The organism is Streptomyces sp. SA15 (assembly GCF_002291145.1).
Taxonomy (GTDB): Bacteria; Actinomycetota; Actinomycetes; order Streptomycetales; family Streptomycetaceae; genus Streptomyces.
The window spans coordinates 1-12975 of sequence record NZ_NTGE01000058.1; the positions used below are offsets into that span (position 1 = coordinate 1).

A 12975-nucleotide genomic window follows, 5' to 3' on the forward strand; every position below is an offset into this window, starting at 1 on the left:
ATGAGGGGTTAAGGCTCCCAGTAGACGACTGGGTTGATAGGCCGGATATGGAAGCACCGCAAGGTGTGGAGTTGACCGGTACTAATAGGCCGAGGGCTTGTCCTCAGTTGCTCGCGTCCACTGTGTTAGTTCTGAGACAACGACCGTTGTCGGCTTGAGCTGAACATCAACTGAAGAGTGTGCTTGTTCGCTCGAAACCAATAGGGTTTCGGTGGTTATAGCGTGAGGGAAACGCCCGGTTACATTCCGAACCCGGAAGCTAAGCCTTACAGCGCCGATGGTACTGCAGGGGGGACCCTGTGGGAGAGTAGGACGCCGCCGAACAATCTTTGGAGGACCCCTGGTCCCAGCGTTCAGCTGGGACCAGGGGTCCTTTTGCTGTTTGGGAACAAGCACAGCCCGGAGCGCGCCGGGTACTCGGCTGCGCGAGAATGACTTGCGGTACAGAAGACAGGAGTCACCCATGTCCACCAACTCTCCCGACGACCGACCGGAGCGCGACCAGCGGCGACGGGACAGTGGTGACCGCGGCGGTCGGAGCGACCGGGGCGGCTACCGCGGTGACCGCGGTGGCTTCCGTCGCGACGACAACCGTGGTGGTTACGGGCGCCGTGACGATCGCCGGGGAGACGACCGCGGCGGCCGTCGCGACGACCGTCCCGCCGAGCGCCGTGATGACCGTCGTGACGATCGGCGAGACGACCGGCGGGATGAACGCCGAGGCGACGACCGTGGTGACCGCGGTGGCTTCCGACGTGATGACAGCCGGGGCGGGTATGGCCGACGCGATGACCGACGCGAAGGCGACCGTGGGCCTCGTCCGGCGTTCCGGCGGGACGACCGTTCCGGTGGGCCGCGCCGGGATGACCGTGACCGTGGGGTCCGCCGCGACGGCGACCGTCCGCCCTTCCGGCGCGACGACCGCGGGGACCGTCGGGACGACCGTGGGGAGGCCCGCACGGACCGTGGTGACCGTGGTGGCTTCCGGCGCGACGACAACCGGGGTGGTGGTTACGGGCGCCGTGACGATCGTCGGGGTGACGACCGCAGCGGTTTCCGCCGGGACGACCGTCGTGATGAGCGCCGTGACGACCGGCGGGACGACCGTCGTGATGAGCGCCGTGATGATCGGCGGGATGAGCGCCGTGACGGTGAGCGTGGCGGCTTCCGGCGTGACGATCGTGACCGCAGTGGCTTCCGTGGCGGTGACCGTGACCGTGGTTTCCGTCGGGACGACCGCGGGGACGGGGGCGATCGTGGTGGCTTCCGTCAGGACGACCGGCGTGACGACCGCCGCACTGACGACCGCCGCACTGACGACCGTGGTGACCGTGGTGGCTTCCGGCGTGACGACAGCCGGGGCGAGCGTGGCGGGTACCGCGGGCGGGACGACCGGGGTGGCCGTGGCGGGCCCCGTCGCGACGACCGTGGGGGACGTCCCGGGGGCTTCCGTGGCCGCGATGACCGACGTGGCGGCGACGACCGGCGCGGTGGTGGCCGTTTCCGGGACGAGCGGGACCGGGATCGTGAGCCGATCAAGCGGCTGCCGATCCCCGAGGACGTCACGGGCGAGGAGATCGACAAGGACGTACGGCAGGAGCTCCAGAGCCTGCCGAAGACGCTCGCGGAAGACGTCGCCAAGAACCTGGTGATGGTGGCCCGGCTCATCGACGAGGACCCCGAGGGTGCCTACGGCTACTCCCGGGTGGCCCTCCGGTTGGCGTCGCGTGTCGCCGCCGTACGAGAGGCGGCCGGGTTCGCGGCGTACGCGAGCCAGAAGTACGGCGAGGCGCTCGCCGAGTTCCGGGCCGCGCGGCGGATGACCGGCAACGTGGAGCTGTGGCCCGTCATGGCCGACTGCGAGCGTGGGCTCGGGCGGCCGGAGAAAGCGCTGGACATGGCCGGGGCGCCCGAGGTGCACAAGCTGGACAAGGCCGGGCAGGTGGAGATGCGGCTCGTCGCGGCCGGCGCCCGGCGTGACATGGGGCAGCTCGACGCCGCGATCGTGACGTTGCAGAGCCCCGAGCTGGCGTCCAACTCCGTGCAGCCGTGGACCGCGCGACTGCGGTACGCGTACGCCGACGCGCTGCTTGCCGCAGGGCGCGAGGGTGAGGCGCGGGAGTGGTTCGCGAAGGCCGTCGAGGCCGACAAGGACGGCAGCACGGACGCGTCCGACCGGCTTGCCGAGTTGGACGGTGTTGAGTTCGTCGACGCCTTCGACGAGAGCGAGGGCGAGGACGACGCTGAGTCCCACGACGCATCCGCGGCGCACGCCGAGAACGACGACAAGGACGACGACAAGGACTGACGTCAGTGTCTGAAAGGGCGGGACCCGGCCAACCGGGTCCCGCCCTTTCGTATCTCCGGGCTCGTTACAGATCCAGCGCCCGCAGTACCAGTCCCGACGCCGGCTTCGGGCCGAACGACGTCGACTTGCGGGGCATCGTGACGCCTTGGCGGGCGAGGTCGCGGACGACCTCCTCGCGAACCGGGTGCATCAGGACGGCCGTATCGCCACCGCGTTCGGCCTTCGCGACCGTGGCGGCCGTGTCGTGGATGTAGGCGATGTGGGCGGGGTCGTCCTCGGGGATGTGCCAGACGTGGTCGAGGAGGGTGGCGTGCAGGACCGTCGCGTCGAGGGTGCGCCAGGCGGTGGGGCGGTCGGCGGGGATCGTACGGGCCAGGAGGTCGGAATCCGGGCGGTCGATCAGGTGGAAGGCGCCGTCGCCGGCGAGCAGGAATGCGTTGCCCGCGTGGGCCGCGTCGGCCAGGGCCTCCAGGGCTTGCGCCAAGGGGACTTCCAGGTGGCGTACGCGGAACAGGCCGTCCACGGCGGTCAGGGCGTCCGCCACCGGCAGGCCGTGCAGGAGGCGGTGGATGGCGCGGACGCGCAGGGGGTAGCGGGCCGTGTCGACGAGGAGGACCAGGCCGTAGTCCCACGGGCCGGGGGAGGGGTGCTCCGCGCGTAGACGCCGGTAGGTGGCCCAGCGGTGGTGGCCGTCGGCGATCAGGGCCTGGTGCCGGGCCAGGTCGGACTGGACGCGGGCCACGTCGGCCGGCTCGGTGACCGACCACAGGCGGTGGCTGAAGCCGTCCTCCGTGGTCGTCGCGAGCAGTGGGAGCTGTTCGGCGGTGCGCTCGACGACTTCGGCGGTGGCGGTCGCCGAGCCGTTGCCGCGGTAGGTCAGGAGCAGGGGTTCCAGGTTCGCGGAGGTGGCGCGCATGAGGCCCGCGCGGTCGGCCACGACATGCGGTATGACGTCCTCGTGCGGCAGGACCACGCCCTCCGACGGCTCCGACAGGTGCAGGGCGCCGATGATGCCGCGTTGGAGCATGCCGTCGCCGTCGCGCTGCTCGTAGACGTACAGGCCGGGATCGGGGTCGGCGGTCAAGACGCCCTCGGACAGCCAGCGGCGCAGGGTGCGGGCCGCCTGTTCGTTGCGTTCGGAGGGGGTCGTGGCCTGGGGGAGGATCAGCCGGACGATGTTGTGCGGGTCTGCGGACTGGAGGTGGCGCAAGCCGTCGGGGCGGACGACGACGTCGTACGGAGGGGAAGTCACGGCCGCCAGGCTGCCGACCCGGTCGGGGTCGTAGCGAAGGCCTCGGAACGGGGTGAGTTCCAGGCCTCGGCGCGCCGTTGCTTCCGAGTGACCTGCTGTATTCATCCCGGCATCGTACGGGTGTCAGTGGCATGGGGGATGATCGGGGGAAAGCGAGCCACACCAAGGAGCGATGCGTAATGAGCCAGGGCGTCAGGACGAGGCCCGAGGGCAGTGGGCGGGCCCTGAGCGAGGCGTACGACACCGCCCTGCTCGACCTGGACGGAGTGGTGTACGCGGGCGGGAACGCGATCGTGCACGCGGTCGATTCGCTCGCCACCGCCCGCGGGGGCGGGATGCATCTCGCGTACGTCACCAACAACGCGCTGCGGACTCCTGATGTCGTGGCCGGGCACCTCACCGAGTTGGGCATACCGACAGCGGCGTCGGACGTCATCACCTCGGCGCAGGCGGTCGCACGGCTGATCGCCGAGCAGGTGCCGACGGGTGCGCGGGTGCTGGTGATCGGCGGGGAGGGCCTGCGGGTGGCGCTGCGCGAGCGCGGGCTGCGGCCGGTGGAGTCGGCGCAGGACGATCCGGCGGCGGTCGTGCAGGGGTACGGCGGGCCCGAGCTGCCCTGGGGCCGCTTCGCCGAGGCGTGCTACGCCATCGCGCGCGGTGTGCCGTGGTTCGCGTCCAACACCGACCTGACGATCCCGAGCGCGCGTGGGATCGCGCCGGGCAACGGCGCGGCGGTGCAGGTCGTGCGGATCGCGACCGGTGCCGAGCCGCAGGTGGCGGGCAAACCGTTGCCTCCCATGCACCGCGAGACGATTCTGCGCACGGGCGCCGAGCGGCCGTTGGTGGTCGGGGACCGGTTGGACACCGACATCGAGGGCGCGTTCAACGGGGACGTCGACTCGCTGCTCGTCCTGACCGGCGTGACCGATGGCGCGCAGTTGCTCGCGGCGCCGCCGCAGCACCGGCCGACGTATGTCGACGCCGATCTGCGGGGGTTGCTCACCGGTCAGCCGGAGGTCACCGAGGAGGGCGACGGCTTCCGGTGCGGCGGCTGGACGGCGACAGCTGGTACCGAGCGGCTGGAACTGGACGGTGAGGGGGATGCTTTGGACGGGCTGCGCGCGCTGTGTGCGGCGGCCTGGACGGCGGCCGGCGAGGGGGTGTGCGCGCTGGATGCGGAAAAGGCGCTGGCACGGCTGGGGTTGTGAGCCGGTGTCGTACGGCCTTGAGTGGGCAGGCGTGCCTGTGAACCCGAGGGCCTTCGTACCTCGGGATCGTGGCCGAATGCGAGGGTAGGCTAACCTAACTGCGTGTTGGTCGACAGTCCTCCCGAACAGCGCGCGGAGACCGCCCCCGCGCCCCCGAACCGCCGGGCGATACGAGCGATTGGGCTGCTCGTGTCCCTCGTGATCCTGGTGCTCGTCGCGTTGGCGAGTATCGCGATCGGTGCCAAAGCGCTCTCCATCGGAGAGGTCTGGCACGGCCTGTTCCAGGACTCGGGGACCTACGGCGATGTGGTGGTCGCCGACCGGCTGTCGCGGACCGTGCTGGGACTGCTCGCCGGCGCCGCTCTCGGCCTGTCCGGGGCCGTGCTCCAGGCGCTCACCCGTAATCCGCTGGCCGACCCCGGGCTGCTCGGCATCAACGCGGGCGCGTCCGCCGCGGTCGTCACCGCCATCTCGTTCTTCGGCGTCACGAGCCTGAGCGGCTATGTGTGGTTCGCCTTCATCGGCGCGGCCGTGGTCGGTGCGCTGGTCTGGTTCCTCGGGGGCAGCCGGGGCGCGACACCGGTGCGGCTCGCGCTCGCCGGTACGGCGATCAGTGCCGCGCTCTACGGCTACCTCCAGGCCGTGATGATCCTGGACGACGCGGCGCTCGCCAGGATGCGCTTCTGGACCGTCGGTTCGCTGGCCTCGGCGAGCAACGCGGCCATCGTGCAGGTGCTGCCGTTCATCGCGGTCGGCACGGTCCTCGCGCTCGCCCCCGCCCGGCCGCTCAATGCCATGGCCATGGGCGACGACACCGCCAAGGCGCTCGGCGCCAACCTCAACCGCACCCGGGCGCTGGCCATGCTCTCCGCCACCGTGCTGTGCGGGGCCGCGACCGCCGCCTGCGGGCCGATCATGTTCGTCGGGCTGATGGTTCCTCACGTCGTACGGTCCTTCACCGGGCCCGACCTGCGCTGGATCCTGCCGTACGCGACGATCCTGTCGCCCGTGCTGCTGCTCGGGTCGGACGTCATCGGCCGGGTCGTGGCGCGGCCCTCGGAGCTTCAGGTCGGCATCGTGACCGCGATCATCGGCGGTCCGGTCTTCATCTATCTCGTACGACGGCGGAGGACGGCGCAGCTGTGAGGACCAACCGTGCCATCAGGACCCCGGGCGGGCTCTCCCTCCGTCTGGACGTCCGCGCCGTCACCGTCGTCGCCCTGCTGCTGCTCGCCGCGCTCACCGCGAGCGTCGTGCTGATCGGCACCGGCGACTTCCCGATCCCGGCCGCCGACGTGCTGAAGACGCTGGTCGGCGACGGCAACGCGGGGCAGGAGTTCATCGTCAACGAACTGCGGCTGCCGCGGGTCCTGGTCGGGCTCCTGGTCGGCGCCTCCCTGGGGCTCGGGGGCGCGCTGTTCCAGGCCATCTCCCGCAATCCGCTGGGCAGTCCGGACGTGCTCGGGCTCGGGCAGGGGGCCACGGCCGGCGCGCTCGTGATGATCGTGGTGTTCTCCGGGAGCGCCGCGCAGGTCACCATGGGTGCACTTGTGGGCGGTCTGGCGACCGGTATCGCCATCTATCTGCTCGCCTGGAAGCGTGGTGTGCACGGCTATCGACTGGTGCTGGTCGGTATCGGGGTGTCCGCGATCGTCACGGCGATCAACGGTTACCTGCTCACCAAGTCCGACCTCGTCGACGCGGCCCGCGCGGTCGTCTGGATGACCGGCTCGCTGGCCGGCCGTGACTGGGACCAGGTCTGGCCGCTGCTCGGACTGTGCGCCGTGCTCGTACCGCTCGTCCTCGCCAATGCGCGCGGCCTGCGGATGATGGAGATGGGCGACGACGTCTCGTACGCCCTCGGAGTGCGCGTCGAGCGCCTACGGATGCTGCTGCTGGTCGCCGCCGTCCTGCTCACCGCGACCGCCACCGCTGCCGCCGGTCCCGTCAGCTTCGTGGCGCTCACCGCGCCGCAGCTCGCCCGTCGCCTGACCCGCTCGCCCGGCCCGAACCTGCTGCCGTCCCTGTGCATGGGCGCCGCCCTCCTGGTCACCGCCGACTGGGTCTCGCAGCGTACGTTCGGAGCCGACCAGCTGCCTGTGGGCGTGCTCACCGGTGTCCTGGGCGGTGTCTATCTGCTGTGGCTGCTGGTCACCGAGCGCAAGGCGGGCCGGATATGAGCCCGCAGAAGGAAGACCGGCCCCACAAGCGCGGCTCGGCGAACGAGAACACCCGAAGGAGCACTGTGAACCGCCTGTCCGCCGAGAACGTGACCCTCGCCTACGACCAGAGGGTCATCGCCGAGCAGTTGTCGGTCGAGATACCCGACAACTCCTTCACCGTGATCGTCGGCCCGAACGCGTGCGGCAAGTCCACGCTCCTGCGGGCGCTGTCGCGGATGCTGAAGCCGAACCAGGGCCGGGTCCTGCTCGACGGGCAGGTCATCCAGTCGATGCCCGCGAAGAAGGTCGCCCGGACGCTGGGCCTGCTGCCGCAGTCGTCGATCGCGCCCGACGGGATCACCGTCGCCGACCTGGTCGGCCGCGGCCGCTACCCGCACCAGGGCATCCTGCGCCAGTGGTCCACCGAGGACGAGAAGGTCGTACAGGAGTCGATGGCCCAGACCGGGGTCGCCGAGCTCGCCGACCGCTACGTCGACGAGCTGTCCGGCGGTCAGCGCCAGCGCGTGTGGATCGCGATGGCGCTCGCCCAGCAGACGCCGCTGCTGCTGCTTGACGAGCCGACGACATACTTGGACATCCAGCACCAGATCGACGTACTGGATCTGTGTGCGGAGCTGCACGAGGAGCAGGGGCGCACGCTCGTCGCCGTGCTGCACGACCTCAACCACGCGGCCCGCTACGCCACGCACCTCATCGCCCTGAAGAGCGGCGAGATCATCGCGGAGGGCGCGCCGAAGGACATCGTCGACGCCGAGCTGGTGGAGGAGGTCTTCGGGCTGCGCTGCCAGGTGATCGACGACCCGGAGACGGGGACGCCGCTGGTGGTGCCGGCGGCGCGGAAGGCGCGTACGGCCACGAAGGTCGCGGCTGAAGCGGCTAAAGAAGCTTCCTGAGGCGGAACAGGTCCCTGAGGCTCGCCTCCAGCTTCACCCGGCCCGAGCCCCAGGCCTTGGCGAAGTTCAGCTCGCCCTCGACCAGCGCCACCAAGTCGTCGCCGGCCATGGTGAGTCTGATCTCCGCCTTCTCGGGCGGCGGCCCCGGGAGCGTGTCGGCCACCACGATGTGGCCGTCGGTGAGCCGGCCGACGAAGGTGACGTCCAGGTCGGTGATGTGGCAGCTCACCGAGCGGTCCATGGCCGCGGCCGTGCGGACGTCACCTTCGGCGGACTGCATGTTGTCCGAGAGCTTCTCGAGTGCGGCGCGGCACTCCTCGATCGTGGCCATCGCGATCGACGGTACCCCAGCGGTTCGAGGTAGCGTCTGGGCATGAGCGACTCAGTGCCCGAAGTCGAGATCCGGGAGGAAGCGGAGGCTCCGGAGCCGGACGAAGCGGTCGAACCCAACTACGACCCCGCCGCCCCGGCCCCGCTGAACGTGCCCCGCACCCCCACCGGCAACGCCGACGTGGACGCCCAGCTGGAGCGGCTCGGTGACGCCGACCACCTCGCCACGGACGGACACCTCGAGGTGTACGAGGATGTACATCGGGGGCTACGTGACGCGCTCACCGCGCTCGACGCCCGCCCGGGACCTCCGGCGCCCCCGTCGACGTATGGCAATAGGAGCTGAACCGAACGTGGCAGGAGTCGCACGCCGCCGTCTCGACGCGGAGCTGGTCCGCCGGAAACTCGCGCGCTCGCGCGAGCATGCCGGCCAGCTGATCGCCGCGGGGCGCGTGTCCGTCGGCAAGACCGTCGCGACCAAGCCCGCCACGCAGGTGGAGACCGCGGCGGCGATCGTCGTCGCGGTCGACGACAGCGATCCCGACTACGTGTCGCGGGGCGGGCACAAGCTGGCCGGTGCGCTGGAGGCGTTCGTACCGCAGGGGCTCGTCGTCGAAGGGCGGCGGGCCCTGGACGCCGGCGCGTCGACCGGGGGTTTCACGGATGTGCTGCTGCGGGCGGGGGCCGCGCATGTCGTCGCCGTCGACGTCGGATACGGACAACTCGCCTGGTCTCTTCAGAGCGATGAACGCGTCACCGTCAAGGATCGTACGAACGTACGCGAGTTGACGCTTGAAGTGATCGATGGGGAGCCTGTGGATCTTGTCGTGGGGGATCTGTCCTTCATCCCGCTCGGGCTGGTGCTGCCCGCCCTGGTGCGGTGCGTGAAGCCGGACGCCGATCTGGTGATGATGGTCAAGCCGCAGTTCGAGGTGGGGAAGGAACGGCTGGGGAGCGGGGGCGTGGTGCGCAGTCCGCAGCTGCGGGCGGAGGCCGTGCGCGGTGTGGCCCAGAAGGCATGGGAACTCGGGCTCGGGGTGAAGGGTGTCACCGCCAGTCCGCTGCCCGGGCCGTCCGGGAATGTCGAATACTTTCTGTGGCTGCGGGCCGGAGCACCCGAACTGGACCCGGCCGACGTTGACCGTGCAGTGGCGGAGGGGCCGCGTTGACACAGAACCGAGCTCGTACTGTTTTCCTGCTGGCCCACACGGGCCGGCCCGCGGCGATTCGCAGCGCCGAACTGGTGGTGAAGGGGCTGCTGCGCGAGGGCATCGGCGTGCGCGTCCTGGAGGCCGAGGCGCTGGATCTGCCGCTGCCGGGGGAGGTGGAGCTGGTCAAGGAGGCCACTGCGCAGTGCCTCGACGGGTGCGAGTTGCTGATAGTGCTCGGTGGGGACGGGACGCTGTTGCGGGGGGCCGAGTTCGCCCGGGCGTCCGGGGTGCCGATGCTCGGCGTCAACCTGGGGCGGGTCGGCTTCCTCGCGGAGGCCGAGCGGGACGATCTCGACAAGGTCGTCGACCGGGTGGTGACCAAGGCGTACGAGGTCGAGGAGCGGATGACCGTCGATGTCGTCGTGCATCGCAACGGGGACATCGTGCATACGGACTGGGCGCTGAACGAGGCGGCGGTTCAGAAGGCCGGTGCGGAGAAGCTGCTCGAGGTCGTCCTTGAGATCGATGGGCGGCCGGTCACCGGGTTCGGGTGCGACGGGATCGTGTTGTCGACGCCTACTGGATCGACCGCGTATGCCTTCTCCGCGGGTGGGCCTGTGGTGTGGCCTGAGGTCGAGGCGCTGTTGATGGTGCCGATCAGTGCGCATGCGTTGTTTGCGAAGCCATTGGTCACTTCGCCGGATTCTGTGCTTGCGGTGGAGGTTTTGCCTCATATTCCGCCTGGGGTGCTGTGGTGCGACGGGCGGCGGACCGTGGAGTTGCCGCCGGGGGCGCGGGTCGAGGTGCGGCGGGGGGCTGTGCCGGTGCGGTTGGCTCGGCTGCATCATGCGTCGTTCACTGATCGGCTTGTGGCCAAGTTCGCGTTGCCGGTTTCTGGGTGGCGGGGGGCGCCGCATTAGCGCTGCCAAGGGGGTGCGGGGTTGTTCTCGCGGCTGCGGGCCGGATGTGGCTTGTCGCGCCCGCGCGGCGGAGCCGCATATCGACACAGCCCCGCGCCCCTAGGTGTCTCCACTCGGCCGAGTGACATTGTGGGTCGATCCACATTCGTTACCTGCACCTTCACATGTCAGGGGCGGGGGCCGTCGCACTTCTCCTCCTTGACCTCGTAAGGTCTTGTCCGTGTTGGAGGAGATGCGGATACGGTCGCTCGGAGTCATCGACGACGCGGTCGTCGAGCTGTCGCCCGGGTTCACCGCCGTCACGGGTGAGACGGGTGCGGGCAAGACCATGGTGGTCACCAGCCTGGGGCTGCTGCTCGGTGGGCGTGCCGATGCGGCGCTCGTACGGATCGGGGCCAAGAGCGCGGTCGTGGAGGGGCGGATCAGCGTGTCCACGGACGCCTCGGCCGCCGTACGGGCCGAGGAGGCCGGGGCGGAGCTCGACGACGGGGCGTTGCTGATCAGCCGTACCGTTTCCGCCGAAGGGCGGTCGCGGGCGCACCTGGGCGGGCGCAACGTGCCCGTGGGGGTGCTTGCCGAGCTCGCCGACGAGCTGGTGGCCGTGCACGGGCAGACCGATCAGCAGGGGCTGCTGAAACTGTCGCGGCAGCGGCAGGCGCTCGACCGGTACGCGGGCGATGCCGTCGCCGTGCCGTTGGCCAAGTACACGGAGGCCTATCGGCGGCTGCGGGCCGTCTCCGTGGAGCTCGACGAGATCACCACGCGCGCGCGTGAGCGGGCCCAGGAAGCCGACATGCTGCGTTACGGGCTCGACGAGATCGCCGGCGTCGAGCCGCGCGCCGGGGAGGACGTGGAGCTGGCGGAGGAGGCGGAGCGGCTGGGGCACGCGGAGGCGTTGTCTTCGGCTGCTACGGCCGCTCATGCCGCGTTGGCGGGCAACCCCGAGGACCCCGAGGGCATCGACGCCGCGACGCTCGTCGCGGGGGCGCAGCGGGCCCTGGACGCCGTACGGTCGCACGATCCGGCGCTGGCCGCGCTCGCGGACCGGATCGGCGAGATCGGGATCCTGCTGGGCGACGTGGCGGGGGAGCTCGCCGGGTACGCCGACGACCTGGACGCCGATCCGCTGCGGCTGGCGGCCGTCGAGGAGCGGCGGGCCGCGCTCACCACGTTGACGCGGAAGTACGGCGAGGACGTCGCCTCTGTGCTGGCGTGGGCCGAGCGGGGCGCCGCGCGGCTCACCGAACTGGACGGCGACGACGATCGGATCGGCGAGCTGACCGCCGAGCGGGACGCGCTGCGGACCGAACTGGGTGGGCTGGCACAGGCGTTGACGGACGCGCGGACGGAGGCCGCGGAGCGGTTCGCCGCTGCCGTGACCGCGGAGTTGGCCTCGCTTGCCATGCCGCACGCGCGCGTGTCGTTCGACATCCGGCAGAGCGAGGACCCTGAGGGTGTCGAGGTCGGCGGGCGTGCGGTGGCTTATGGGCCGTCCGGTGTCGACGAGGTCGAGCTGTTGCTGGCCCCGCATCCGGGTGCTCCGCCCAGGCCCATCGCCAAGGGCGCTTCCGGGGGTGAGCTGTCGCGCGTGATGCTGGCCGTCGAGGTCGTGTTCGCGGGGACGGATCCGGTGCCGACGTATCTCTTCGACGAGGTCGACGCGGGTGTCGGCGGCAAGGCGGCGGTCGAGATCGGGCGGCGGCTGGCGCGGCTCGCGAAGACCGCGCAGGTCGTCGTCGTGACGCACCTGCCGCAGGTGGCCGCCTTCGCCGACCGGCAGTTGCTGGTGGAGAAGACGAACGACGGGTCGGTCACCCGGTCCGGTGTGAAGGTGCTGGAGGGCGAGGAGCGGGTCCGGGAACTGTCGCGGATGCTGGCCGGGCAGGAGGACTCGGAGACGGCCCGGGCGCACGCGGAGGAGCTGCTGGCGACGGCTAGGGCGGACCTCTAGGGGGGACGGCCGGGGAAGAGCCGTAGGGCGGTCGGATGATCAACCGTGCTCGCCGGGCCACCTCGTTCGGGCTCACGGCCGCCCTCACCCGTGCCGTTACGGCCGCCCTGCGGACCAAAGCTCCTGGCGGCCGCGACCGCTGGGAACGGAAGAACTACGCCGGGTGCACCGTCGAGTTGTACGCCGGGCCCGCGTCCGCCCTCGCGGCTGCCGTCGGGGCCGGGCGGGTCCGGCCCGCCGCCGGGTTCGCCGTCCTCGCCGCCGGGGCCTGTGGGGACTACGACGACGTGGCGGGCGCCGGTGACGCCCGGCGGGGGTTCGGTGCGCATCTGGCCGCGCTGAGGGACGGCGAGGTCACCAGCGGGGCGGTGAAGCTGTTCGGGATCTCCGCGGCCGGGCTCGTCGCGGGGGCGCTGCTCGAGGAGCGGGCGGTCGACAAGGTGCTCGCGGGTTGGTGATCGCCGGGGCCGCGCACTTCGGCCCTGGCCGCCGCGAGTAACGGGAGGGTGGGGCTACTCGTGCATGTCGGCGCGGTTGTTGTTGCGGCCGTGTGCGGGGACAGGTGAGTGCAGTGGTGCCTTCGGCGGGTGGGTGAGCCATGGGGACAACAGGGGGGTCCTGGGCTCTGACGGTCGTATTCCATCTGCGGGGCGGTGGGGGCTGGTCGCGCAGTTCCCCGCGCCCCTTAGGTCGGACGGCTCGCCTGCGTCATGAAGCCTCGCACAGAATCGCCCTCCCTCACTCGTGTGAGTGACCCCACCCGATGCGCCGCCGGGGCT

Annotated in this window: 11 protein-coding genes, 2 rRNA genes and 1 pseudogene; 12 read left to right on the plus strand and 2 right to left on the minus strand. The window is 70.9% G+C overall.

The window, feature by feature from the left end; all coding sequences use genetic code 11:
• The 3 genes from CLM62_RS50725 to CLM62_RS50730 form a co-directional block, all read left to right on the plus strand.
• A 23S ribosomal RNA gene (locus tag CLM62_RS50725) occupies window positions 1–105 on the plus strand; the annotation flags it as partial.
• Window positions 106–207: 102 nt separating this feature from the next.
• Window positions 208–324, plus strand: a 5S ribosomal RNA gene (rrf, locus tag CLM62_RS09780).
• Between the two features lie 1219 nt (window positions 325–1543).
• Window positions 1544–2308 (plus strand): tetratricopeptide repeat protein, encoded by a 765-nt coding sequence (locus CLM62_RS50730; RefSeq protein WP_218835581.1) that lies wholly within the window; start codon window positions 1544–1546, stop codon window positions 2306–2308.
• Between the two features lie 64 nt (window positions 2309–2372).
• Here the strand turns inward: CLM62_RS50730 and CLM62_RS09790 are convergent, their stop codons facing one another.
• Entirely contained in the window at window positions 2373–3665 is a 1293-nt protein-coding gene (locus CLM62_RS09790; protein WP_095749453.1) for a DUF1015 domain-containing protein, read from the minus strand.
• Window positions 3666–3739: 74 nt separating this feature from the next.
• Here CLM62_RS09790 and CLM62_RS09795 point away from each other — a divergent pair, with 74 nt between their 5' ends.
• The 4 genes from CLM62_RS09795 (at window position 3740) to CLM62_RS09810 (ending at window position 7844) form a co-directional block, all read left to right on the plus strand.
• Window positions 3740–4768, plus strand: a complete 1029-nt coding sequence (locus tag CLM62_RS09795) for an HAD hydrolase-like protein (protein ID WP_095749454.1) — start codon at window positions 3740–3742, stop codon at window positions 4766–4768.
• A 102-nt stretch (window positions 4769–4870) separates the two neighbouring features.
• Complete coding sequence (locus CLM62_RS09800) at window positions 4871–5914, plus strand: iron ABC transporter permease (protein WP_095749455.1); 1044 nt, start codon at window positions 4871–4873, stop codon at window positions 5912–5914.
• A complete protein-coding gene (locus tag CLM62_RS09805; protein WP_095749456.1) occupies window positions 5911–6948 on the plus strand; it encodes an iron chelate uptake ABC transporter family permease subunit in 1038 nt (345 codons plus the stop codon). The genes CLM62_RS09800 and CLM62_RS09805 overlap by 4 nt, the downstream gene beginning before the upstream one ends.
• Entirely contained in the window at window positions 6945–7844 is a 900-nt protein-coding gene (locus CLM62_RS09810; protein WP_095749457.1) for an ABC transporter ATP-binding protein, read from the plus strand. Before CLM62_RS09805 ends, CLM62_RS09810 begins: the two co-directional genes overlap by 4 nt.
• Here the strand turns inward: CLM62_RS09810 and CLM62_RS09815 are convergent.
• Entirely contained in the window at window positions 7828–8175 is a 348-nt protein-coding gene (locus tag CLM62_RS09815) for an SCP2 sterol-binding domain-containing protein (protein ID WP_095749458.1), read from the minus strand. The genes CLM62_RS09810 and CLM62_RS09815 overlap by 17 nt on opposite strands.
• A 42-nt stretch (window positions 8176–8217) precedes the next feature.
• Between CLM62_RS09815 and CLM62_RS09820 the strand changes: the two genes are divergently transcribed.
• From CLM62_RS09820 to CLM62_RS09840, 5 genes and pseudogenes are all read left to right on the plus strand, one after another.
• Window positions 8218–8520 (plus strand): hypothetical protein, encoded by a 303-nt coding sequence (locus CLM62_RS09820; RefSeq protein ID WP_095749459.1) that lies wholly within the window; start codon window positions 8218–8220, stop codon window positions 8518–8520.
• Between the two features lie 7 nt (window positions 8521–8527).
• A complete protein-coding gene (locus tag CLM62_RS09825; RefSeq protein WP_095749460.1) occupies window positions 8528–9343 on the plus strand; it encodes a TlyA family RNA methyltransferase in 816 nt (271 codons plus the stop codon).
• Window positions 9340–10245: an NAD kinase gene (locus CLM62_RS09830; RefSeq protein ID WP_095749461.1), complete on the plus strand. Its 906-nt coding sequence runs from the start codon at window positions 9340–9342 to the stop codon at window positions 10243–10245. The genes CLM62_RS09825 and CLM62_RS09830 overlap by 4 nt, the downstream gene beginning before the upstream one ends.
• Before the next feature lie 232 nt (window positions 10246–10477).
• A complete protein-coding gene (gene recN, locus CLM62_RS09835; RefSeq protein ID WP_095749462.1) occupies window positions 10478–12196 on the plus strand; it encodes a DNA repair protein RecN in 1719 nt (572 codons plus the stop codon).
• A gap of 35 nt (window positions 12197–12231) precedes the next feature.
• Window positions 12232–12674, plus strand: a pseudogene (locus CLM62_RS09840) (hypothetical protein); the annotation flags it as partial.
• Between the last annotated feature and the right edge of the window lie 301 nt (window positions 12675–12975).

Coding starts and splice junctions, on each gene's coding strand:
- CLM62_RS09795 (WP_095749454.1), top strand. CDS start 3,740: ATGAGCCAGGGCGTCAGGACGAGGCCCGAGGGCAGTGGGCGGGCCCTG.
- CLM62_RS09790 (WP_095749453.1), bottom strand. CDS start 3,665: ATGAATACAGCAGGTCACTCGGAAGCAACGGCGCGCCGAGGCCTGGAA.
- CLM62_RS09815 (WP_095749458.1), bottom strand. CDS start 8,175: ATGGCCACGATCGAGGAGTGCCGCGCCGCACTCGAGAAGCTCTCGGAC.
- CLM62_RS09820 (WP_095749459.1), top strand. CDS start 8,218: ATGAGCGACTCAGTGCCCGAAGTCGAGATCCGGGAGGAAGCGGAGGCT.
- CLM62_RS09810 (WP_095749457.1), top strand. CDS start 6,945: ATGAGCCCGCAGAAGGAAGACCGGCCCCACAAGCGCGGCTCGGCGAAC.
- recN (WP_095749462.1), top strand. CDS start 10,478: ATGCGGATACGGTCGCTCGGAGTCATCGACGACGCGGTCGTCGAGCTG.